Source organism: Aequorivita sediminis, assembly GCF_032080575.2.
Taxonomy (GTDB): domain Bacteria; phylum Bacteroidota; class Bacteroidia; order Flavobacteriales; family Flavobacteriaceae; genus Aequorivita; species Aequorivita sediminis.
This window is the reverse complement of record NZ_JAVLSO020000002.1, coordinates 1-22,989: the sequence shown is the minus strand read 5'-3', so window position 1 is coordinate 22,989 and position 22,989 is coordinate 1. Positions and strand designations below refer to the sequence as shown.

Genomic DNA, 22,989 nt, shown 5'->3' with positions numbered 1-22,989 from the left:
GTTTATTGAAAAATAGATTTTAGCTCTATAGCATCCTTAGGCTTCATTTTTCCAGCTAAGACTAAACTTAGTTGTTTGCGGCGTAAAGCAGCGGCAAAACGCTCTTTTTCTAATTCAGTTTCTGGAATTAATTCAGGAACTCTTACAGGATGCCCCATTTCATCTACAGCCACAAAAGTATAAATGGCTTCATTTGAAAGACTCTTTTCGCCACTTTCACGATCTTCAATAAAGACATCCATATAAACTTCCATCGAACTTTTGAAAGCTCTAGAAACTTTAGCTTCAACCGTAACTACACTTCCTAAAGGAATCATTTTATTGAAAGCTACGTGATTTACTGAAGCAGTTACAACAATTCTTCTACTGTGTCTACGTGCGGCAATACTAGCGGCTCTGTCCATTCGAGCTAGAAGCTCTCCTCCAAACATGTTTCCAATTGGATTGGTTTCACTAGGCAAAACCATATCCGTATATATAGTAAGTGATTCTTTGGCTGTTTTAGTTTGCATTAGATAGTTTTTTGGCAAAGATATCTAAGTTAAAAGTAACAGAATAGAAAAAAGAGAAATATGGGTAAGTTTTACAAGATTAATGTAAAATTATTTAATCTCTTGCACCAACATCCAAGCATCTGCATTCTCGTTAGCTTGAATTTGAAAGAGTTTTTTTGAAGCTTCTAAACGACTTTCATAACTTGCGTATAAAACTTGATGAAGTCCGTATTTAGAGGCTTGCATTTTAAATGGAGAATACCCTTTTTCACGTAATTCTTCCATTTTTTTATTTGCATTTTCCTCAAGTCTGTAAGCACCTGCTACAATATGATAGTTTCCGGTATGCTTTGGAAGATTTAGACTTAAAACTGGAAGTGGATTTGAAATTACAAAAGTTGCCTCCTGAATTTGATTTTCAATAAGTGAATTTGCCTTTTGACGTTCAGCGTAATTGAATTCCTGAACTTGAGATTCATAAATCTTCATGCTACCAAAACCAACTGCGGAAAGAGCAATTACTGCAATAGCTGCATATTTAAGATATGGCTTTGAAGTTCTGCTTTCGGCATTTAAAGTTATAGGTGCTTTTTCCTTCTGAGAATTAGACTCCTCTTTATAGATTTCGCGATTTATTTCTTCTGAAACAAATGTAGAAAGTCCAAACGACGAGGTGCTAAAGTTTTGATGTTGAACAGGCTCAAACTGAATTGATTTTTCTTCGTTCAATGAAAACTCACCTATATTTTTAAAAGAAACTTCTTTTCCTTCCAATAAATCTCTAGAAACCTCAGCAGTAAAGTTCCTTATTTTTTGAAGTGCTGTTTCATAACTACACTTGTCGACCGAAGCTACATAATTAGCAAGTAAACCATCATTAGCCTGTAATTGTCTGTTAAAGGAAACAGTTTTAGAAGGTGGGTGAAATGTGTTAGTATTACTATCGATATAAGCAGATTTTTGACGGGTTAAAAAAGCGCCAAAACCTGGGATTATAACGCATTCATAGCGGTATAATAAATCGTTTATGTAGGTAATAAGTTGCATTGAAACAAAGTTAGTTATTTTATGAAGAGGTTCAAGTTATCAGTTAAAAAATTATCAACATCTTTTACAAAATGAATATTAGATGCTTTTTTTGTTAGAATTCATCCATAATAACTTGCAGATAGTTAGGTAGATAAGCTTAAAGTGAAAAAATATTGTAATTTTAAGAGTCTGTGAGGTTTTTAAAATTACCATTATGCTCTCAAAAAATGAACTTCGTTATACTCTTGCTTTACAGCGTATTCCAAATTTGGGGGATATTTCCGCAAAAAAGTTATTGCGAAAAACAGGTTCTGCGGAAGCAATTTTTAAAGAAAAAAAATCTAATCTCGCCAAAATTGATGGCATAGGATTGTCTAGGTTAAGAGATATAAACTTGAATAGACAATTAGAAGAAGCGGATGAAGAACTTCAGTTTATTGAGGCTAATAATATTGAGTATAGTTATTTTCAAGACAAAACTTATCCAGAGAAACTTAAACACTGCATAGACGGCCCAATTTTATTTTTCCACAAGGGTAATATCGATTTAGTTGGAAAACGTATAATAAGTATAGTAGGTACTCGTAAAATTACTAGTTATGGCAATGCTATCTGTCAACAGTTAATTGAAGACCTCGCTCCCCTAAACCCTGTAATTGTTTCTGGTTTGGCTTATGGGGTAGATATTTGCGCTCATAAAGCTGCAATAGATAATAAGTTACAAAACATAGCGTGTCTGGCTCACGGTTTGAATCAAATGTATCCTAAAGATCACAAACGCTATGCTTCGAAAATTGAAGAAAACGGAGGCTTTATAACTGAATTTTGGAGTAGTGATGCTTTTGATAGAAACAACTTCTTAAAAAGAAACAGGATTATTGCTGGTCTTTCAGAAGCGACGGTTGTAATAGAATCTGCCGAAAAAGGAGGTAGTTTGGTTACTGCAGATATAGCACAATCATATAATCGTGAAGTTTTTGCAATTCCAGGTAGAGCTTCAGACAAGCAGAGTAAGGGTTGTAACAATTTAATAAAGCAACAAAAAGCGCATTTAATAACTAGCGCTGCAGATATAATTTACTTATTAGGCTGGGAAATTCAAGAAAATAAGAAGCCTAAACAAACTCAACTATTTGTTGAACTGGATGACGAGGAAAAGGTTATTTTTCGATTTTTAAAAGATAAAGAAAAAGAAATGCTAGATGTAATCGCTCTGGAATGTAATATTCCCGCATATAAAACAGCTAGCATTCTTATGAATATGGAGATAAAGGGCGTAATACGCCCTTTGCCTGGAAAATTATTTCAGTTGGTCTAGTAGCCAACTTTCTCTCTTACTCTTTTTAAAACGCCATCGGCAACTTTACGAGCTTTTGCTGCACCCGTTGCAAGTGCTGCATCAACTTCATCAAGATTTTCCATAAAGTAGTTGTAGCGTTTACGTTCTTCAGAGAACTTCTCAATAATTAATTCAAACAGCGCTTGCTTTGCATGACCATACCCGTAGTTTCCACCTTGATAATTTTTACGCATTTGCGCAATTTCTTCAGGAGTAGCTAATAACTTATAAATATTGTAAATGTTACAAGTGTCTGGGTTTTTAGGTTCTTCCAATGGAGTGCTATCAGTTTCTATAGCCATTACTTGCTTTCGCAACTTTTTATCGGCTAAAAAGATATTGATATAATTATTTTTCGATTTACTCATTTTTGAACCATCGGTACCTGGAACATACTTAGTCTCTTCTCGCACTTGTCCTTTAGGCATTACGAATGTTTCGCCCATTTGTGTGTGGAAACGGGAGGCTACATCGCGAGTTATTTCAATGTGTTGCATCTGATCTTTCCCAACTGGTACTATTTCGGCGTCATATAATAAGATATCTGCCGCCATTAGCATCGGGTAAGTGAAAAGTCCAGCGTTTACATCTTCAAGACGGTCTGCTTTATCTTTAAAAGAATGTGCCAATGTAAGACGTTGAAACGGGAAAAAGCAGTTTAAATACCAAGTGAGCTCTGTTGTTTGTGGAACATCGCTTTGTCTATAAAATATTACCTTATTAACATCGAGACCTAAAGCAAGCCAAGTTGCGGCTGTACTGTAGGTATTTGCGCGAAGCGTTTCGGCATTTTTAATTTGGGTTAACGAATGCATATCTGCAATAAACAAGAAAGATTCGTTTTTCGGATCATTTGCCATTTCTATGGCGGGAATTAAAGCGCCCAATAGATTTCCTAAGTGAGGTGTGCCTGTGCTTTGGATTCCTGTAAGTATTCTAGACATGGTTTTAAAAAATTTTAGCAAAGGTACCTTTTTTCAATAATTTGCATACTTCAAATATGTACTTTTGACCCTGATGAAATTATTTGAACAAATATTTGCGACTTTCTATCGTATTTGGTTTTATATAATAATAGCATTTGCTACAATTTTACTTTTCCCTTTTCTTCTAATAAGTATTTTAAAAAGCTCCTGGTATCCATTTTTTTTCAAGGTGGCACGAGTTTGGTCAATAATAATTATATATGGAATAGGGTGTTATCCGGTTATAAAAAGGGATGTAAATTATCAAAAAGGCAGAAGCTATATGTTTGTTGCAAACCATACCTCAATGACGGATATAATGCTAATGTTTTATACCGCTAAAAACCCGTTTGTATTTGTTGGTAAAAAGGAGTTGGCAAAAATACCTCTGTTTGGATATATCTATAAACGCACCTGTATTTTGGTTGATCGCGGTAATACTAAAAGTAGGGTGGAAGCTTTCCGCAGAGCAGAAAAAAGACTAAATGAAGGGTTAAGTGTATGTATTTTCCCTGAAGGTGGAGTGCCAGACGACTTGTCTATTATATTAGATGAATTTAAAGATGGGGCATTTAGATTGTCTATTGAACACAAAATCCCAATTGCACCTATGACGTTTCATGATAATAAAAAACGTTTTCCATACTCTTTTTTTAAGGGAGGGCCTGGAAAAATGCGCGTAATGGTTCACGAACTTATCGAAACCGAAAACTTAGAAATGACCGATCGTAAGGAATTGAAAAGCGCAACTCGCGAAGTGATTTTGAAGGAGCTGATGAATCCTTCGGTTTAATTCGGATTTCTTATAACTCAAAAAAACCATCCTATGGCTAAGAATGGTTTTTTCAATGTTTGATTGAAAATCAAACGCAATCAACTTAAAACTAACTTAAAACTTGAAGCTTATTCCGCTGTACACTCCTAAATAATATGGTTTAAAGTTTACAGAAGAATCGGTATATGGATTGAGCTGGTACTTAAACATTGGCTCAATATTAAAAGTAAATTTCTTTGATAGCTTGTAATCTAGTCCTAAACCAATATTAGTTGAAAAGCTTACATCTGAAAGGTTATTAGCTTCTCCTAGTACAGTATTAAAATTATCTGCTTTTACAGAAATTTCATTATTGCCTAAAACTAAGGTGCTTAATCCACCTATTATATTGACCCCTAATTTGGTGTCTAATATTGAATACTTAAGTTCTACAGGAATTTCGTAATAATTTATGTTCTGTATCACTCTAGCGTTTCCTTGGGTAGATTTTAGATTGATATTTTCAAAACCTCCTGAAGGAGCAGAGTTGTGAAATGTGGATTTTGAAACTACAGTGGTTACAATTTGTTTTCCACCATAATCTACAGACCTCAATGCCGAGGATACGGGTCCTGTCCCTATCAAAATATCGGAAGTGCTATAGCTTAAATCTACGTTGTTAAGTCCAGTTCGAACACTCAAACGATTACTCACAGCGTAACTAACTTGTACTCCATAACTTATATTTACATCTCCTTTTTGTGGATTGTCTGTAAATGTTGGGTCTATAGAGGATCCGTTCCCTAAACTGCTGTAATAAACAGGAGCTACATTTGGTGCTATCTTCCAGCGATGTTCTGGTTTTTGTTTCTTTTTCTTTTCTGCTTCATTTTCTTCAATATTTTCAGCAATGGCATCGAATATTGATTTTTTAGCTACCGAATCTTGTTTAGTCTCTGCTTCAACCTTCACTAAACCGTTTTCTATATCCGTTGGAATCATTTTCGGGTTTACATCTTTTAATTTGTCAACTTCAGCGATTCTTTCGTTATCTTTAATAATGATTTCCTTATCGGAATTAATGAATTTATCAGCAGCTTTCTTCTCAGTTTTGTCTAACGCGGTTTTTTCTGAAGGATTTTTTGAAGTAGCAATTCCTTCATTCAACTTTTTTGTTGAAATATTTTTAGAAATGTGACTTTCTGAATTAGTTTGCTTTTGAATTGCTTTCTCCTTTTCAGAATTGCTTGAAGCAACTACTATATTGGTAGCTTTTTCTGAAGTTCCCTTAATTGTTGTATTTGAAACTCTGGTTTCATTTTTATCCTTCGTATCAATTTTTTCTGAAGAATTTAAATTTTGAGTTGTAATATCCTCAGTAGCTACTTGTGTATCCTTAGTATTTTGGATTTCTGATCCTGATCTAGTTTTCTGAAGATTTTTATTGTTTTGCTCAACATTTTCATTGGTGATTTGTTCACCATCCATTATATCAGGAGAATTGTAAAGTGAATTGCCAACAGTTAAAAGTAGAGCAAGTAACGCAGCAACACCGCCAAGTTTTATCCACAACGGAATAACTTTGCGTTCTTTTTTCTCCTTGTTGAGCTCCGCTTGAATGTTTTCCCAAACGCGCGGCGAAGGAGTGGCTTCAAGATTATCGAAACCATCTTTAAAAATGTTGTCTATGTTTTTCTTTTCCTTCATTAGTTTCGCTGACTTTCATTTTTCAATATAAAAAGTAGCTGTCAGTTTTTAAATAAACCCCTACCTAATAAAAGCAGGGGACTTATTATTCTAAACAATTCAATAATGCATTAAGTGTTATAGTTTTTAGCATTATACTCTTCAATTTTATTTTTCAATATCATTCTAGCGCGGGCTAGGTTAGATTTAGACGTTCCGTCGCTTATACCTAACATTTCGGCAATCTCTTTATGCTGATAGCCATCTAAAACATACATACTAAAGACCAATCTATATCTGTCTGGCAATTCTTGTACAATTTTCAGCAAAAAATCCAAGGGGATTTCGTCGCTATCTATTTCTACTTCTGCCTCATCTTCAATCTGTCCTTCGTCTACAATGTCAAAATTACGCTGTTTTCGGTATTTTTGAAGTACAGTATTCACGGTTATTCGTTTCATCCATCCTTCAAAAGAACCTTTGCCTTTATATTGCTCAACCTTTTTAAAAATGGTTATAAATGCATCTTGCAAATTGTCTTCTGCCTCTGTGTAATTAGGCGAATAACGAAGACAGATAGCAAATAGGATTCTGTTGTACTTTTTGTACAATTCGCCTTGTGCCTTTGCATTCTGCTTTTTGCATTGTTGTATGAGCTCTTCTAAAGTCAATTGCGGTACCGTGAATTAACATTAAGTTGTAAATACCTCTATATTTTTAGAGGGCAACCGTAAATATTCAAGGTTCCTACGTTGTGTAGATGCCACAGTATCAAAAGGGTTGCGTGGTTCTTTGAAAAATTTATTGATTTAATGCTGCAATGGCGTCTTTAATTTTCACTTCCAATTCTTCCATTAGCTCAGGGTTGTCTAACAAAAGTCTTTTAACTGCGTCACGGCCTTGCCCGAGTTTTGTGTCGTCGTAGCTAAACCAAGAACCTGCTTTTTTAACTATTTCGAAGTCAACTCCAAGGTCGATAATCTCCCCAACTTTAGAAATTCCTTCACCATACATAATGTCAAATTCAGCTTGTTTGAAAGGTGGAGCTACTTTGTTTTTAACAACCTTAACTCTAGTTTTATTACCGGTAGCATTACTATCGGTATCTTTAATTTGTGTAGAGCGACGAATGTCTAATCGAACAGAAGCATAGAACTTTAAGGCGTTACCACCTGTTGTAGTTTCAGGGTTTCCAAACATTACGCCAATCTTTTCACGCAATTGGTTAATAAAGATTACCGTACATTTTGTCTTACTGATAGAACCTGTAAGTTTTCGTAGTGCTTGGCTCATTAAACGTGCGTGAAGCCCCATTTTACTATCTCCCATTTCGCCTTCAATTTCACTTTTTGGCGTCAAAGCTGCAACCGAGTCAATAACCACGATATCGATAGCCCCACTTCTAATTAAATTATCCGCAATTTCTAATGCTTGTTCTCCATTATCAGGTTGAGAAATAATAAGGTTTTCAATATCTACCCCAAGTTTTTCTGCATATACACGATCAAAAGCATGTTCTGCATCGATAAATGCTGCAATACCTCCTTTTTTCTGAGCTTCTGCCATCGCGTGAAGCGTTAAAGTAGTTTTACCAGAAGATTCTGGTCCGTAAATTTCAATAACTCTTCCACGTGGATAACCTCCAACGCCTAAAGCTACATCCAAGCCGAGGGAACCTGTTGGGATTACGTCTACATCTTCTACGGCACTATCGCCCATTTTCATTACGGTACCTTTTCCGTAAGTTTTGTCAAGTTTATCAAGTGTAAGCTTTAAAGCTTTAAGTTTTGCGTCTTTTTCAGTGCTCATTTTCAATGTGTTTAATGATAGAATTTTAATTAGCTAAGATACTATTTCTTCAGGCGAAGGGCAAAAATAATATGGAATAGGTCGGGGTTTTTGTTAACAAATTTGAAAGCTCGAAGTTTGACTTGTAAAAACTAAGCTTACATCAATTTAAATCTACAAACAATTGTAAATTAGGTTTTTATAATAACCATTTTATATTTGATAATCTTTTTAAAGGAAAAAGAGAAGGTTGATGATTTCCTTTGTTTTATTCGGAATTAATTTTAGAATATTTTTATAGTTGTAAGTCTATTGTCATTTTTAAAATAAAAATTACTCCTTGTCAGATCTTTAAAGTAATTGGGATAGTATTAATTCTGGACTTTCTTCCGTTTTTTACAAAAACCATTACCTTTGCAGCTTTAAAAATCAATTCTTTTCACCTAAAAATTAGTATAGCATGCAACTGTACAATAAATTAAGTGCTAAAGAAAGGGAAGCACTATTAGAAGAAGCCGGTGAAGAACGGCTTACCCTTTCATTTTATCAATACGCCAAAATTGGCAATCCTCATCTTTTTAGAAATCACCTTTTTGTTACTTGGCATGAACAAGATGTTCTAGGTCGAATTTATATAGCTCACGAAGGTATAAACGCGCAACTTTCGGTTCCAGCAAAACGTTTTAAGGAATTTAAAGAATTTTTAGACGGAATAAACTTTTTAAAAGACGTTCGGTTAAATATTGCTATTGAACAAGATTTAAAATCGTTTTTAAAACTGAAAGTAAAAGTTCGCGATAAAATTGTAGCGGATGGATTAAATGATGAAACTTTTGATGTTACCAACAAAGGAGTTCATGTAGACGCTATCGCTTTTAATGAACTTATTGAAGATCCAAATGTAGTTTTGGTCGATATGCGAAACCATTACGAAAGTGAAATAGGGCATTTCAAAAATGCGATTACTCCAGATGTTGATACTTTCCGAGATTCTTTAGATATTATTGAAGAAGATTTAAGAGATCACAAAGAAGATAAAAAACTTGTTATGTATTGCACAGGAGGTATTCGTTGTGAAAAAGCCAGCGCTTATTACAAGCACAAAGGTTTTAAAAATGTTTTTCAGTTAGAAGGAGGTATTATTGAATACGCTAGACAAGTAGAAAATTTAGGACTAGAAAATAAATTCTTAGGCAAAAACTTTGTTTTCGATCACCGTCGTGGCGAACGAATTACCGATGATATTATAAGTCACTGTCACCAGTGTGGAGAACCATGCGATACCCATACCAACTGTGCGAATCAGGCTTGTCACTTACTGTTTATTCAGTGTGAAAAATGTGCTGTGGCTATGGAAAACTGCTGTTCAAACGATTGTATTGAGATTATTCATTTGCCAGAAGATGAGCAAAAAAGAAGACGTCAAGGGATCCCGAATAGCAATAAAATTTTTAAAAAGGGACGCTCGGAAAAGTTGAAGTTTAAAAAATAAATGCGTGTTGAGTGCTGCATTAAGGATAACGGGTGGTTGCAGCTATTAATATGACTTTGGGGTGTTTCCCTTCATTTTTGAATCTTGATTTCATTAGTAAAATTCATAATTCTGAATTCAGCATTCGTAATTATTTATTGGTATCTTTACCGATTAGTAATTTTGTTTAATTTTTCGTCCCTCTTCATTTAGAACAGGGCTTTATATATAAAATATATGGGCTGTACCAGCTGTGCCACAGGCGCCAACGGACAGCCAAAGGGATGCAAGAACAATGGTACTTGCGGAACCGATGGCTGTAACAAACTAACGGTGTTTGATTGGCTTTCAAATATGCAACTTCCCGCTAATATGGAACCTTTTAATGCGGTGGAAGTTCGCTTTAAAAACGGTAGAAAAGATTTCTATCAAAACCCTGATAATCTCACACTAAGCATTGGCGATACTGTAGCTACAGAAGCTTCGCCCGGTCACGATATAGGAATGGTAACTTTAACAGGCGAGCTTGTTAGAGTTCAAATGAAAAAGAAAAGAGTTCCTACCAAAATCGAGGCGCTTCCAAAAATTTATCGCAAAGCAACTCAAAAAGATATAGATATCTGGCAAGGGGTCCGCAACAAGGAGGCAGATGTTCAGAAACGTTCGCGTGAGATAGCTATTCGTTTAGGTCTTCAAATGAAGATTAGCGATGTAGAATTTCAAGGGGATGCATCTAAAGTAATATTCTATTATACCGCTGAAGAAAGAGTAGATTTCCGTGAATTAATTAAGGAGTTTGCACGTACTTTCAATACCCGTATTGAGATGAAGCAAATTGGTTTTCGCCAAGAGGCTGCGCGCTTAGGGGGTATTGGTAGTTGTGGTCGTGAACTTTGTTGTTCTACATGGCTTACAGATTTCCGTTCGGTAAATACTTCGGCAGCACGTTATCAGCAACTTTCTTTAAATCCTCAAAAACTTGCAGGACAATGTGGAAAGCTTAAATGTTGCTTGAATTACGAACTAGACACCTATTTAGAAGCATTAGAATCTTTTCCAAATACTGATACGAAGTTACAAACTGAAAAAGGAACTGCTACTTGCCAAAAAATTGATATTTTTAAAGGCTTGCTTTGGTATGCCTACGAAAAGGATTACATGAATTGGCACGAGCTTACTGCTGAAAAGGCTAACGAAATTATCGAGCTAAATAAGGCTGATAAAAAACCTTTCGCATTAGAGGAGTTTATTATTGAAGCTCCAGTAGCCGAAAAAGAGCCGTATAGTAATGTTGTAGGTCAGGACAGTTTAACGCGTTTTGACAAACCAAAGCAGAAACCTAAAAAGCGCAGAAAAAAGACTAAATCTAAGCCTCGTTTAAAGGCCGATTCGGCCAACAAACCTGCAGCTAGAGAAAACAAGAACGCTGCAAAAAAGGCTAACACTAAACCTCGAAAAAAGTCTAGAACTAAGCCAGATACTAAGTCGGATAATAAACCTACAAGCAAATCAGGTAATAAAGCATCTAATAAGCCAACGAATCAAAATAGAAATAGAAAGTCGTCAAAAAATGAATAAATTAGTAATGATTTTTGTGGCTGCTGTATGTTTCGTTTCTTGCGATTCTAATACGGTATTTAGTGATACAAAAGCAATGAACGGGCATTGGGGTGCTGCTGAAACTGTAGCGTTTACAGTACCAGAATTAGATTCATTAACAAGATATAATTTATTTTTAAACATCAGAAACACTAACGAATATAAGTACAACAACCTATTTTTAATAGTTTCGATGGAGTTTCCACACGGTAAAACAATTACCGACACTTTGGAATACCGAATGGCTAATCCCGATGGTTCGTGGTTGGGTCACGGTATAGGGAACTTAAAAGAAAATAAATTGTGGTATAAAGAAAACGTACAGTTTGTTGAAGAAGGGTCTTACAAGATAAATATAGGACATGCAATGCGCAATAACGGTTCTATTGAAGGCGTTAGCAAACTTGAAGGTATATCAGATGTTGGGTTTAGTATAGAAGCTTCCAAATAGTAAATAAAATATGGCAACAAAAAAGGCATCCGCAAAAGATAAAAAACGCAGTTTAGGGCGTCACATTAGAACCTTTTGGAAGATTTTCGCTGGGTTTATACTATTAATAGTCTTAATGTTTTTAATGGCTTCTTGGGGCGTTTTTGGAAGTCTTCCAGATGAAACAAGTCTAGAAAATCCAGAGAAAAACCTCGCTACCGAAATAATATCATCCGACGGGAAAACTATCGGAAAATTCTACAAAGAAAACCGTACTCCAATACCTTACGATTCTTTACCAGACCACTTAATTAACGCATTAATTGCAACTGAAGACGTTCGTTTTTACGATCACTCCGGGATTGATGGTCGCGGGACATTAAGAGCAATTGCATTTTTAGGCTCTCGAGGTGGAGCAAGTACAATTAGTCAACAGCTAGCAAAACTGTTTTTTACTGAACAGGTATCTCGCAATAAATTCCAAAGAGGACTACAAAAAGTTAAAGAATGGATAATTGCAACTCGCTTGGAACGTCGTTATACAAAAGAGGAAATTATTACTATGTATTTTAACGAATACGACTTTGTGAATCAAGCTGTTGGTATAGAGTCTGCAGCTAATATTTATTTCGACAAACCGCCGTCTCAGCTTTCAACTATTGAATCTGCGACTCTTGTAGGAATGTTCAAAAATGCTTCCCTATATAATCCAATTCGAAATCCAGAAGGTGTTAAAAACCGAAGAAATGTGGTGTTAGCACAAATGGAGAAATACGATTATATTTCAGAAAAAGTAAAAGATTCGCTACAAGCTCTTCCACTGAATATCGAATTTACACCGCAAGGTCACGATGAAGGAAGTGCGACTTATTTCCGTGAGTATGCACGCCATTTTATGGAAAATTGGATAAAAGAACATCCAAAGTCAGATGGTAGTAAATACAATATTTACCAAGACGGACTTAAGGTTTATGTTACTATAGATAGTAAAATGCAACTTCACGCCGAAAATGCTGTTAAAACGCATATGGCAAACCTCCAAGCTGTTTTTGACGAACAAAATAAAGGGAATAAAACTGCGCCTTTTAGAGATATTACAGAAAAAGAAACCGAAGGGATTTTAAATTCAGCTATGCGAAAAAGTGATCGCTGGCGCGATATGAAAAGACAAGGGAAAGACGAGAAAGAAATTATTGCAAGCTTTAAAAAAGCAATCCCGATGCGTGTTTTCTCTTGGAAAGGAGACATTGACACAATTATGACTCCGTTAGATTCTATTCGTTACCACAAATCATTTTTACAAGCGGCTATGATGTCTATGACACCACAAACAGGTGAAGTAAAAGCGTGGGTTGGTGGAATAGATTACAAACATTACAAATACGATATGGTTAAAAAAGGAAGACGCCAGATAGGTTCTACTTTTAAGCCATTTGTTTACGCAACAGCTATAGATCAAATGCATATGTCTCCTTGTGATACATTGCCTAATACTATGTACACCATTCCAGCAGGAAAACACAACTTGTTAAAACCTTGGACACCTAAAAACTCTGGAGGTAGTTATGGAGGAATGGTTTCTCTTAAACACGCTCTTGCAAATTCTATCAACACTATTACTGCAAGACTTATTGATAGAGTTGGGCCAGAACCAGTTATCGATCTAGTGAAAAAAATGGGAGCAAATACAGATAATATGCCTGCTGTACCATCAATTGCTCTAGGAACTGCAGATTTATCGGTTTATGAAATGGTTGGAGCTTATAGCACCTTCGCAAATGAAGGAGTATATATAGAGCCAATTTTAATTCAAAGGATTGAGGATAAAAATGGAACTGTTCTTTATCAAAATGTTCCAAAAACCAGAGATGTTATAAGTAACGAAACTGCGTATGTTACAACTAGTTTAATGGAAGGGGTAACGCAATCAGGAACTGGTACTCGATTAAGAGGAAATTGGGCTGTTAATTCCCCATTTTACAAAGAGGTTATGACAGGATATCCATACGATTTCAAAAATCCTATTGCCGGTAAAACTGGAACTACGCAAAACAACAGTGATGGTTGGTTTATGGGAATGGTTCCAAATCTTGTTACAGGAGTTTGGGTAGGAGGAGATGATAGAGCTACGCATTTCAGAAGCACTAGATACGGACAAGGAGCAACAATGGCACTTCCAATTTGGGGAATGTATATGAAGAGTTGCTATGCCGATAAAGATTTAGATGTGTCTACTGAAAACTTTAAGCGCCCAAGTAATCTTTCTATTGAAACTAACTGTGAAGTGTGGAGAGATAGAGATGCTGATAAGGAAGAAATTCCAGATGAGTTTGATTTTTAATTAAAAATCTAATAATCATAAAACTAAATTTTAGACTTTTTACTGATATCAAAAGAGCTGTTTTTCTATTGAATTAGCAGTTAAGTGTTTATTAGGTGTTTGTAGAATTGTTCTGAATACTCAGACAAATTTTGTAATTTTCAGAAAAATTTTAAAAATGATAAATAAGACAGTAGCAAACGTTCGAGAAGCCTGTGAAGGCATTGAAGACGGAATGACTTTTATGCTCGGGGGCTTTGGTCTTTGTGGTATACCTGAAAATATAATCAACGAATTGGTTAGACGTAACATTCAAGGTGTTACTTGTATTTCAAATAATGCAGGTGTAGATGATTTTGGTCTAGGTCTTTTGCTTAAAAAGCACCAAATAAAGAAAATGATTTCTTCTTATGTAGGAGAAAACGCCGAATTTGAACGCCAAATGCTAAGTGGTGAAATGGAGGTAGAGCTTGTTCCTCAAGGAACGCTAGCACAGAGATGTGAAGCTGCTCGAACTGGTATTCCAGCCTTTTTTACTCCCGCAGGCTATGGGACCGAAGTGGCAGAAGGTAAAGAAACCCGTGAATTTAACGGAAAAATGCATATAATGGAGAGAGCTTTTGAAGCTGATTTCTCTTTTGTAAAGGCTTGGAAAGGCGATGAAGCTGGAAATCTTATTTTTAAAGGTACAGCTAGAAACTTTAACCCCGCTATGTGCGGCGCAGGAAAAATTACAGTGGCTGAGGTAGAAGAACTTGTTCCTGCTGGCGAATTAGACCCTAATCAAGTTCATATCCCTGGAATATTTGTTCAGCGAATTTTTCAAGGTGAGAAATATGAAAAGCGCATTGAACAACTTACAGTGCGTAAAAAATAATTAATTGGAATCTTAGCGTTTTTAGTGGTGAATTAGTAAACCATAATGAAATAGAGAACGCAACGGAAAAATAATTATGTAAGGTTGAGCCCTTCGGCATCGCTCAGGACAAACCAAGGTGGAAACCTACTTCAAATTAACAATATTGAGATGTTAGATAAAAACCAAATAGCACAACGAATAGCAAAAGAAGTTAAGGACGGATACTACGTTAACTTAGGAATAGGAATTCCAACCTTAGTTGCGAATTTTGTGCGTGACGATATTAGTGTAGAATTTCAAAGTGAAAATGGAATTCTAGGAATGGGACCATTCCCTTATGAAGGGGAAGAAGACCCAGATTTAATTAATGCCGGTAAACAAACTATTACAGCCCTTCCCGGAGCTTCTTTCTTCGACTCTGCAATGAGTTTTGGTATGATACGTGGCCAACACGTAGATTTAACTATTTTGGGAGCAATGGAAGTATCTCAAAACGGTGATATTGCCAACTGGAAAATTCCAGGTAAAATGGTAAAAGGAATGGGTGGCGCAATGGATTTAGTAGCCTCAGCCGAAAATATAATTGTAGCAATGATGCATACGAATCGCGCTGGCGAATCGAAATTGCTAAAGGAATGTACTCTACCGCTTACTGGCGTTGCTTGTGTAAAGAAGATTGTGAGTAATCTTGCAGTAATGGAAGTTAGAGATGGTAAGTTTCACCTATTAGAACGTGCCCCTGGTGTTTCTGTTGAAGAAATTCAACAAGCAACTGAAGGTGATTTAGTAGTTGAAGGTGACATTCCTGAAATGAAATTTTAAAACAATTCTCCTCTTTTTCTATATAAAAGAGGCTATTTAAAAAGCAAAAATTATTTGATTTGTTAGGTTAATCGTAGTCGATACCTATTTAGAAGTCAGTAATTTAAAGTTCTCGACTGCGCTCGAACAGACAGTGAGACTTACTTTTTGAATAGCTTTTTTTTATTCAAGAAAAATTAAATCCCTTTAGGAATTGCTTGAATAAGCTTTTTTGAATATTCGGTCTGCGGGTTTTCGTAAATTTCGTCGGCATCTCCTAGTTCTTCTATTTTCCCTTTATTCATCACTAATAGTTGATCCGACATGTATTTCACCACCGCCAAATCGTGCGATATAAAAATATAGGTGAAGCCATAATCGTTTTTCAGTTCGTTCAAGAGATTAAGAACTTGTGCCTGCACAGAAATATCTAAAGCAGAAACCGATTCGTCACAAATAACAAGTTTTGGCTCTACTATTACTGTTCGAGCAATTCCAACACGTTGTCGTTGCCCCCCTGATAGCTCGTGCGGATAACGATAAAAGTATGTCTCATCCAAACCTACTCTATCTAGAAGCGAAATAACGCGCTCTCTTCTTTCTTTTTTATTTTTCCCTAAACCGTGAACTTCCATGGGCTCCATCAAAGCTTCGCCTATCATTAAACGAGGGTTTAAAGAGGAAAATGGATCTTGAAAAATGATTTGAATTTCTTTTCTCAGATTTCTAATATCAGTTTTTGAAAGCGTTGTAAGTTCCTTTCCTCGATACTTAATACTTCCAGCCGTTGCTTTTTCCAACTGTAGAATTGTTTTTCCCAAAGTAGATTTTCCACAACCCGATTCGCCTACAAGTCCTAAAGTTTCTCCTTCAAAAACCGAAAAACTAACGTTATCTACTGCTTTTACAACTTCTGTTTTGGCAAAAAGCCCCACATTGCTGAAATAGTATTTTTCAAGGTTGACGATTTCTAAAATAGGGGCCTGAGTGTATATCTGCTTATGTTTTTTAGCGCGTTCGGTCGCTTTTATTTCTCTAGGCTTAAAACTTTTATCAGCAATAGAAGCAATGGTTGGCAATTCTGCTAAACGCACATTTAATGATGGTCGCGACGCCAATAATGCTTTGGTATATTCGTTTTGAGGATTTTTAAAAATTTCTTCGGTAGTTGCACTTTCAACAATATTTCCCTTATACATTACCAAAACGCTATCTGCAATTTCTGAAACCAAACTTAAATCGTGCGAAATAAATAGCATAGCCATTTTAGTTTCTTTCTGAATCGATTTTAGAAGCGAAATAATTTCTTTCTGTACCGTAACATCAAGTGCTGTAGTTGGTTCGTCTGCTATAAGTAATTTAGGTTTACAAGCAATAGCCATGGCAATCATTACACGCTGCATTTGTCCACCGCTTATTTGATGCGGATAACTGTTGTAAATTTCGTTGGGACGTGTCAGTTTCACTTTTTCAAACAGCGAAATGGTTTCCTTTTTGGCTTCAGAAGCATTCATATTTAAGTGAAGCATGAGTATTTCAGAAACTTGAAAACCGCATTTCAGTGAAGGGTTAAGCGCACTCATAGGCTCTTGAAAAATCATTGCGATTTCGCTACCGCGGATTTTTCTATATTTCTTTTCTTCGTACTTCAATAAATCGTTTCCTTGGAAAAGGATTTCTCCCGATAAGTTGGCTTGCTTTTTTGGCAATAACCCCATAAGTGCTAAAGATGTAACCGATTTACCAGAACCAGATTCGCCTACAATCCCTAAAATTTCGTTTTCAAATACATCAAAAGATATAGTATGTAAAACTTCAGTTTTCTTTTTCTTGCCCCCAAAGGAAAGAACAAGATCTTTAATCGATATTAATGGGGTGTTTTCCATAGTATCAAAGATAGAATTTAAGTTAAAATTGAGAGTGTAGTTTTAATTCAAAAATTTAAATAGATGTAGCGACAAGCGAAAAAAGAAAATAATTGTATTATTTTGGGAATCTCTAATGAAAATCCAACGATATGAAAAAAATATTTATAGCCTTATTTGCAAGTGTTTTATTTACCTCTTGCTCTTCCGATGATGATAGTAATTTAGCAGAAGCGTCCATAGTTGGTTCTTGGTCGCTAACTGAAATGAATGTGGCTATTCCTGTAGACTTAAACAACGACGGATCTTTTAATCGAAATCTAATTAACGAAATTCCATGTATTGAGGGAACGAGTAATTTTTCTGCTAATAATGATTTCTCACAATCGTTTAGTGTGATAACACAAGAGGAAATAAACGGAGAAATTGTTTTTGGATGCCAAGGCACCGAAAGAAATGAAGGCACTTATGAAATTCTAGGAGATCAAATTAAGTTTACTATAGAAGGTCCAGAGCCATTAACAGAAACTTTTGATTATACGCTAAATAACAATACGCTAAAAATCATAATGCCAACAGACGATTATGGCACTTTAGAAATGGTTTCGCAAAGAGATTGACATAAACTGATGAAATTTCAAAGGGCATTTCTTAAGAAACGCCCTTTGTTTTACTTCAGTATTTGATTTTTTTTGCATTTTAGCATTTAGGTGGCTTAATGAGCCTCCAGCCAATTTTCTCCTACTCCCAAATCCACATTTAAAGGAACGGTAAGCTTGTAAGCGTTTTCCATTTCGTGTTTTACCATGGCTTTTAACTTTTCTAACTCAGGTTTGTAAACATCAAAAACCAATTCATCATGAACCTGAAGGAGCATTTTACTTTCATAATTCTCTTCTTCAAGCTTGTTGTAAATATTAATCATGGCAAGCTTGATGATATCTGCTGCACTACCTTGAATTGGAGCGTTTACAGCGTTTCTTTCAGCCGCACCTCTTACCACTTGGTTGCTGCCATTAATGTCCTTTAAATAACGTCTACGGCCTAAAACGGTTTGCACATATCCGTGCTCCCGTGCGAAGTCTATTTGAGAACTTATGTAATTTCTAAGTTTTGGGTAGGTTTTGTAGTAGGTGTCTATTAGTTCTTTGGCTTCAGTTCTAGAGAGATCGGTTTGGTTGCTTAGTCCAAATGCCGAAACTCCGTAGATAATCCCAAAGTTTACAGTTTTAGCATTGCTTCGTTGTTCACGGGTAACTTCTTCTAAAGGCACATTAAAGACTTTTGCAGCCGTAGAAGCGTGAATGTCTTCTCCGTTTTTAAAAGCATCTATCATGTTATCTTCTTCGCTTAAAGCAGCGATAACGCGAAGTTCAATTTGCGAATAATCCGCAGCCATTAAAACATAGTCTTTATTTTTTGGGACAAATGCTTTTCGCACTTGGCGTCCGCGCTCTGTTCTAATAGGAATGTTTTGAAGGTTTGGATTATTACTACTCAATCGCCCAGTTGCTGCGACGGTTTGCATATAATCGGTATGTACACGACCTGTGGTTGGTTCTATCTGTGCTGGTAAAGCGTCAACATAGGTGCTTTTTAACTTAGCTAAGCCGCGATATTCTAATACATCTCGGATGATTTTATGATCTTTTGCTAAGTATGAAAGCACATCTTCTGAAGTAGAATATTGACCGGTCTTGGTTTTTTTCGGTTTGTCGATAAGCTTCATTTTCCCAAAAAGAATTTCTCCCAACTGCTTTGGAGAAGCAATGTTGAATTTTTCTCCAGCTTCTTCGTAAATATTCTTTTCTAATTGAAGTATATCGCTATCTAAAGCCGCCGATAGACTGTTTAAAAAATCTTTATCGAGATTAATACCTTCCAATTCCATCGCGGCCAATACACGTAATAGAGGCACCTCAATTTCATCAAAAAGTTGTTGAGTGTTTGCCTCGCCTAATTCTTTCTCAAAATGCTCTTTAAGTTGTAGGGTAATATCGGCATCTTCTACTGCGTATTCGGTTTGTTGAACAATATCAACATCGCGCATACTGCGTTGATTCTTACCTTTTTTACCGATTAATGCGGTTATGGAAACAGGAGTATAGTTGAGGTACGTTTCGCTCAATACGTCCATATTATGGCGCATATCTGGATTGATAAGATAATGCGCAAGCATAGTATCAAATAGTTTCCCTTTTACAGCTATATCGTATTTTGCTAAAACCTTAATATCGTATTTTAAGTTTTGTCCTATTTTCTCAATTGATTCATCTTCAAAGAAAGGACGTAAATTTTCTAGAATCTGTTGTGTTTCTTCGCGGTTTTCTGAGAATGGAATGTAAAAACCTTTTCCTTTTTCCCAAGAGAAAGCAATACCAACGAGTTCTGCTTCGAGCGGATTTAAACCTGTAGTTTCTGTGTCAAAACACACGCTTTTCTGCTTCATTAAATTTTGAAAAAACAACTTTGCGCCCATACCAGGTTGAATGGTTTGGTAGAAGTGTTCGGTATTTTCAATAGTTGCCCGTGTATTAAAATCTTTTGCATTTGTTGCTGCCTCTCCACCGCCTCCAAAAAGTGAAAATTGGCCTTGACCAGCACTTTTGCTGCGTTCCGCCACTTTTGATGTTTTTTGCTTTGTAGTAGGAGCGTTGTTTTCTGCATCTTTTGGTTCACGGCTTGTGCCATTAGAAGCCATAGCCTCTACAGAGAAAGATTTTAGGAAATTATCTTTAAGTCTTCTGAACTCTAATTCATCAAATATTTCCAATACCTTTTCTGTATCAGGAGGACAAACTTCAAAATCTTCTTCATTAAATTCTACAGGAACATCCAGCATAATAGTTGCCAATTGTTTACTGAGTAAACCAATTTTGCGATTAGCTTCTACCTTCTCTTTCATTTTGCCTTTAAGCTTATCGGTATTGTCTAGTAGGGCTTCCATTGAGCCAAATTCCTTAAGGAATTTCTTCGCTGTTTTTTCACCTACACCTGGAAGCCCCGGGATGTTATCGCTACTGTCTCCCATCATTCCTAAGAAGTCTATTACCTGAAGCGGATTTTCTACTTCAAACTTTTTTTGAACTTCTGGAATGCCCCATGTTTCATAACCTCCACCAAAAACAGGGCGGTACATAAATATATTTTCGGAAACCAATTGTGCAAAATCCTTATCTGGAGTTACCATATAGGTGGTATAACCCTCTTTTTCAGCTTTTTTTGCCAAGGTTCCAATTACATCATCTGCTTCAAAGCCTTCTTTTACCATTACTGGGATTTTCATGGCCTCAAGGATGCTATAGATGTATGGAATTGCAAAACGTATTGCATCTGGAGTTTCGTCTCTATTAGCCTTGTATTCAGGAAACATTTCGTTTCGAGCTTCGCTGCCGCCTTTATCAAAGCAAACTGCAAGATGGTCTGGACGTTCTCTTTTTACTACGTCTATTAATGAATTCATAAATCCCATAATAGCCGAAGTGTTTTGACCTTTGCTATTAATTTGTGGATTTTTTATAAATGCGAAATACCCTCTAAAAATAAGAGCGTAGGCATCAACAAGGAAAAGGCGTTTTTTTGGTTCTTGCATCATTATAATTTATAGTCTTCCTGAGCGCAGCCGAAAGGTTTATGAAGTTGATGTCCTTATCGTTCTCGACTGCGCTCGAACGGACATTTTTCTGTTTCTTCAAAAATAAAAGAAGTATTTGGAAATTAGCTTGTATTAGGGTAAAATAAAGATGTTCCACGAATCTGATAAAATAGATGCTTTAATTTTTTTTAGCTATTTTTAATTTTAGAATTTACAACTATAGTGAGACATTGGCGCTAATGGAGTTGTTTAGGATCCAAAATCCTTTTAAAACAATAAATTATGAAAACAATTATAATTTTTCTTTTTACGAGCCTAGTTTATGTTTCATCACACGCTCAAGATCCCCATCTTTTTGAAAATACCTGGTATTTAGAAAATGTAATTATTGACGGAGAAAACAATTACCCAATAAATTCAACCTTTGATGGCGAAATGAATTTTCAGGCAGACTTTATTTCTTTAGGTCATAGTTATTGTGAATCTGGCATTTCTGGAGATGTTATTTATACTGGTTCAAATCAGTTTAATTTAAGTGAAGTTATAGCTTTAGTTGAAACCTGTGAAGATCCAGATGTTTTAGAATTTATAAGTAAGCATTATTCTGTCTACGTAGATAATAATCTTATTGCGAAGAACCCATTAGATTATTATATAGTTTTTCTTGGGGATCATAAAACGCTAATTATTACCAACCCAGAAGGAAAACAAGCTATTTATAACAGTGGACCCTTAGGAGTTCAAGCTTTTGAAAACGCTATGTTTTCTATTTACCCAAACCCATCTTTTGAAACCTTAAATATTTCATCAACAAAACAAGTAGGAAATCTTCAAATTCACATTCTCAGTTTAGAAGGAAAACTTTTAAATACGCAACATATAGATTTTAGTAAGCAAACAACAATTAATGTTTCAAACCTATCCAGCGGTATTTACTTTTTAAAGATAGCGGATGAAAGTGGGAGAGTAGAGGTGAAAAAGTTTGTAAAACAATAAATAGTTCTCGACTGCGCTCGAACGGACATTTTTCTGTTTCTTCAAAAGTAAAAGAAGTATTTGGAAATTATATTTATTGTTGAATTATTCATAAACAGAATGGTATTTGGGAAAAAGGGGGAAATTCCCCAACATAATACAGGGAATTACCTATATGAAATTAATATTTAAAATATACAAAACAAGAATATCTATGCTAAATATACTATGTATATGGCTGCTTTTATTGCCATTAGGGCTTTACGCACAAGTAACAAATATACCCGATCCTAATTTTGAACAAGCACTTATTGACTTAGGCATTGATAGCGATGGTATGATAAATGGACAGGTTTTAACTAGCGATATTGAAAATGTCATATTGCTTAACGTAAATAATAAAAATATCAATGATTTTACGGGAATAGAAGGTTTTGATGCTCTGGAAAATTTGGATGTTTCATTTAACTTTATGTCCTCATTAGATCTTTCAGGAAATTCCAACTTAAAAAATCTTGTTTTTGACCGTAGCTTTAATCTTTCAACAATTGACATTACTTCAAATTTGAATTTGGAAACAATAAAAAGTAATTATTCTTTACTTACAGAATTGAATCTTTCGAACAATATCAATCTTTTAGAATTGGATTTGGGCGAATCGGCACCTTCAACAACCAATGGTATTGAAAACTTAGATTTAAGCCATAATACTATGTTGCATAAACTACATTTAGAAAATTTAGAGCTACTAAGAGTTCTTGATATTAGATCAGGTTTTAATTTTATCCTTACTGATTTTTTTGTTCTTTGCGTAAACGATGATGGAGACGCTTGTGAACCTTTTCCTTGTTTAATGGTAGATGATTATGCAGCTGCGCAAAACAATCAATTTCCATATTCTGAATGGGACGGTCTTTTTAATTTTTCTGAAGACTGCTCTTTAGGAACAAATGATATTAATGAAAAACTATTTTCTATATATCCAAACCCTGTTAATGAAGTTTTGGTTTTAAATGGCA

At 35.5% G+C, this 22,989-nt stretch carries 19 protein-coding genes; 11 read left to right on the top strand and 8 right to left on the bottom strand.

Annotation, left to right across the window (positions count from 1 at the left end):
• Positions 1-2: 2 nt before the first annotated feature.
• Together RT250_RS03575 and RT250_RS03570 are read right to left on the bottom strand one after the other, a co-directional pair.
• Positions 3-512 (bottom strand): acyl-CoA thioesterase, encoded by a 510-nt coding sequence (locus tag RT250_RS03575; RefSeq protein ID WP_313112230.1) that lies wholly within the window; start codon positions 510-512, stop codon positions 3-5.
• A gap of 90 nt (positions 513-602) precedes the next feature.
• Positions 603-1,541 carry an HU domain-containing protein gene (locus RT250_RS03570; RefSeq protein ID WP_313112228.1) on the bottom strand — a complete coding sequence of 313 codons (939 nt, stop codon included), beginning with the start codon at positions 1,539-1,541 and terminating at the stop codon, positions 603-605.
• A 196-nt stretch (positions 1,542-1,737) separates the two neighbouring features.
• Here RT250_RS03570 and dprA point away from each other — a divergent pair, with 196 nt between their 5' ends.
• Positions 1,738-2,841 carry a DNA-processing protein DprA gene (gene dprA / locus RT250_RS03565; protein WP_313112226.1) on the top strand — a complete coding sequence of 368 codons (1,104 nt, stop codon included), beginning with the start codon at positions 1,738-1,740 and terminating at the stop codon, positions 2,839-2,841.
• Here the strand turns inward: dprA and trpS are convergent.
• The gene (gene trpS, locus RT250_RS03560; protein WP_313112225.1) at positions 2,838-3,806 is read right to left on the bottom strand and encodes a tryptophan--tRNA ligase; all 969 of its coding nucleotides are present in this window, start codon (positions 3,804-3,806) and stop codon (positions 2,838-2,840) included. The two genes, dprA and trpS, sit on opposite strands and share 4 nt — an antisense overlap.
• A gap of 304 nt (positions 3,807-4,110) precedes the next feature.
• Here trpS and RT250_RS03555 point away from each other — a divergent pair, with 304 nt between their 5' ends.
• Positions 4,111-4,620 (top strand): lysophospholipid acyltransferase family protein, encoded by a 510-nt coding sequence (locus RT250_RS03555; RefSeq protein WP_435373068.1) that lies wholly within the window; start codon positions 4,111-4,113, stop codon positions 4,618-4,620.
• A gap of 96 nt (positions 4,621-4,716) precedes the next feature.
• Here the strand turns inward: RT250_RS03555 and RT250_RS03550 are convergent, their stop codons facing one another.
• The 3 genes from RT250_RS03550 to recA all read right to left on the bottom strand — a co-directional run bounded on the left by RT250_RS03550 (position 4,717) and on the right by recA (position 8,076).
• Positions 4,717-6,288, bottom strand: coding sequence for an outer membrane beta-barrel protein (locus RT250_RS03550; protein ID WP_313112221.1), 1,572 nt, complete (start codon positions 6,286-6,288; stop codon positions 4,717-4,719).
• A 110-nt stretch (positions 6,289-6,398) separates the two neighbouring features.
• Entirely contained in the window at positions 6,399-6,938 is a 540-nt protein-coding gene (locus RT250_RS03545; protein WP_313112219.1) for an RNA polymerase sigma factor, read from the bottom strand.
• Between the two features lie 130 nt (positions 6,939-7,068).
• Positions 7,069-8,076, bottom strand: coding sequence for a recombinase RecA (gene recA, locus RT250_RS03540; RefSeq protein WP_139854281.1), 1,008 nt, complete (start codon positions 8,074-8,076; stop codon positions 7,069-7,071).
• 439 nt (positions 8,077-8,515) lie between these two features.
• Here recA and trhO point away from each other — a divergent pair, with 439 nt between their 5' ends.
• The 6 genes from trhO (at position 8,516) to RT250_RS03510 (ending at position 15,556) form a co-directional block, all read left to right on the top strand.
• On the top strand, positions 8,516-9,547 hold the full coding sequence (gene trhO / locus RT250_RS03535; RefSeq protein WP_313112216.1) for an oxygen-dependent tRNA uridine(34) hydroxylase TrhO: 1,032 nt from the start codon (positions 8,516-8,518) through the stop codon (positions 9,545-9,547).
• A 216-nt stretch (positions 9,548-9,763) separates the two neighbouring features.
• The gene (locus RT250_RS03530; RefSeq protein ID WP_313112214.1) at positions 9,764-11,104 is read left to right on the top strand and encodes a PSP1 domain-containing protein; all 1,341 of its coding nucleotides are present in this window, start codon (positions 9,764-9,766) and stop codon (positions 11,102-11,104) included.
• Positions 11,097-11,576 carry a gliding motility lipoprotein GldH gene (locus RT250_RS03525; RefSeq protein ID WP_313112213.1) on the top strand — a complete coding sequence of 160 codons (480 nt, stop codon included), beginning with the start codon at positions 11,097-11,099 and terminating at the stop codon, positions 11,574-11,576. The genes RT250_RS03530 and RT250_RS03525 overlap by 8 nt, the downstream gene beginning before the upstream one ends.
• A 10-nt stretch (positions 11,577-11,586) precedes the next feature.
• Positions 11,587-13,896, top strand: coding sequence for a penicillin-binding protein 1A (locus RT250_RS03520; protein ID WP_313112212.1), 2,310 nt, complete (start codon positions 11,587-11,589; stop codon positions 13,894-13,896).
• Between the two features lie 157 nt (positions 13,897-14,053).
• Positions 14,054-14,752, top strand: a complete 699-nt coding sequence (locus RT250_RS03515) for a CoA transferase subunit A (protein ID WP_139854286.1) — start codon at positions 14,054-14,056, stop codon at positions 14,750-14,752.
• A gap of 150 nt (positions 14,753-14,902) precedes the next feature.
• Positions 14,903-15,556, top strand: a complete 654-nt coding sequence (locus tag RT250_RS03510; RefSeq protein WP_139854436.1) for a CoA transferase subunit B — start codon at positions 14,903-14,905, stop codon at positions 15,554-15,556.
• Between the two features lie 176 nt (positions 15,557-15,732).
• Here RT250_RS03510 and RT250_RS03505 read toward each other — a convergent pair whose 3' ends face one another.
• Positions 15,733-17,421, bottom strand: coding sequence for an ABC transporter ATP-binding protein (locus RT250_RS03505; protein ID WP_313112209.1), 1,689 nt, complete (start codon positions 17,419-17,421; stop codon positions 15,733-15,735).
• A 131-nt stretch (positions 17,422-17,552) separates the two neighbouring features.
• On the opposite strand from RT250_RS03505, the gene RT250_RS03500 reads away from it, so the two are divergent.
• Complete coding sequence (locus RT250_RS03500; RefSeq protein WP_313112208.1) at positions 17,553-18,020, top strand: lipocalin-like domain-containing protein; 468 nt, start codon at positions 17,553-17,555, stop codon at positions 18,018-18,020.
• A gap of 95 nt (positions 18,021-18,115) precedes the next feature.
• On the opposite strand, the gene polA is transcribed toward RT250_RS03500, so the two are convergent.
• Positions 18,116-20,995, bottom strand: coding sequence for a DNA polymerase I (gene polA / locus RT250_RS03495; RefSeq protein WP_313112206.1), 2,880 nt, complete (start codon positions 20,993-20,995; stop codon positions 18,116-18,118).
• Positions 20,996-21,277: 282 nt separating this feature from the next.
• Here polA and RT250_RS03490 point away from each other — a divergent pair, with 282 nt between their 5' ends.
• Complete coding sequence (locus RT250_RS03490; RefSeq protein ID WP_313112204.1) at positions 21,278-21,991, top strand: T9SS type A sorting domain-containing protein; 714 nt, start codon at positions 21,278-21,280, stop codon at positions 21,989-21,991.
• Between the two features lie 193 nt (positions 21,992-22,184).
• Positions 22,185-22,989 (top strand): hypothetical protein (locus tag RT250_RS03485; protein WP_313112202.1); only part of this gene is annotated, 805 nt, incomplete at its 3' end.

What these genes read in the sequence shown, in the direction of transcription:
- RT250_RS03555 (WP_435373068.1), top strand. Translation starts at nt 4,111, where the DNA reads ATGTTTGTTGCAAACCATACCTCAATGACGGATATAATGCTAATGTTT.
- dprA (WP_313112226.1), top strand. Translation starts at nt 1,738, where the DNA reads ATGCTCTCAAAAAATGAACTTCGTTATACTCTTGCTTTACAGCGTATT.
- RT250_RS03570 (WP_313112228.1), bottom strand. Translation starts at nt 1,541, where the DNA reads ATGCAACTTATTACCTACATAAACGATTTATTATACCGCTATGAATGC.
- polA (WP_313112206.1), bottom strand. Translation starts at nt 20,995, where the DNA reads ATGATGCAAGAACCAAAAAAACGCCTTTTCCTTGTTGATGCCTACGCT.
- recA (WP_139854281.1), bottom strand. Translation starts at nt 8,076, where the DNA reads ATGAGCACTGAAAAAGACGCAAAACTTAAAGCTTTAAAGCTTACACTT.
- RT250_RS03575 (WP_313112230.1), bottom strand. Translation starts at nt 512, where the DNA reads ATGCAAACTAAAACAGCCAAAGAATCACTTACTATATATACGGATATG.
- RT250_RS03505 (WP_313112209.1), bottom strand. Translation starts at nt 17,421, where the DNA reads ATGGAAAACACCCCATTAATATCGATTAAAGATCTTGTTCTTTCCTTT.
- RT250_RS03530 (WP_313112214.1), top strand. Translation starts at nt 9,764, where the DNA reads ATGGGCTGTACCAGCTGTGCCACAGGCGCCAACGGACAGCCAAAGGGA.
- trpS (WP_313112225.1), bottom strand. Translation starts at nt 3,806, where the DNA reads ATGTCTAGAATACTTACAGGAATCCAAAGCACAGGCACACCTCACTTA.
- RT250_RS03500 (WP_313112208.1), top strand. Translation starts at nt 17,553, where the DNA reads ATGAAAAAAATATTTATAGCCTTATTTGCAAGTGTTTTATTTACCTCT.
- RT250_RS03510 (WP_139854436.1), top strand. Translation starts at nt 14,903, where the DNA reads ATGTTAGATAAAAACCAAATAGCACAACGAATAGCAAAAGAAGTTAAG.
- RT250_RS03490 (WP_313112204.1), top strand. Translation starts at nt 21,278, where the DNA reads ATGAAAACAATTATAATTTTTCTTTTTACGAGCCTAGTTTATGTTTCA.
- RT250_RS03550 (WP_313112221.1), bottom strand. Translation starts at nt 6,288, where the DNA reads ATGAAGGAAAAGAAAAACATAGACAACATTTTTAAAGATGGTTTCGAT.
- RT250_RS03520 (WP_313112212.1), top strand. Translation starts at nt 11,587, where the DNA reads ATGGCAACAAAAAAGGCATCCGCAAAAGATAAAAAACGCAGTTTAGGG.
- RT250_RS03525 (WP_313112213.1), top strand. Translation starts at nt 11,097, where the DNA reads ATGAATAAATTAGTAATGATTTTTGTGGCTGCTGTATGTTTCGTTTCT.
- trhO (WP_313112216.1), top strand. Translation starts at nt 8,516, where the DNA reads ATGCAACTGTACAATAAATTAAGTGCTAAAGAAAGGGAAGCACTATTA.
- RT250_RS03515 (WP_139854286.1), top strand. Translation starts at nt 14,054, where the DNA reads ATGATAAATAAGACAGTAGCAAACGTTCGAGAAGCCTGTGAAGGCATT.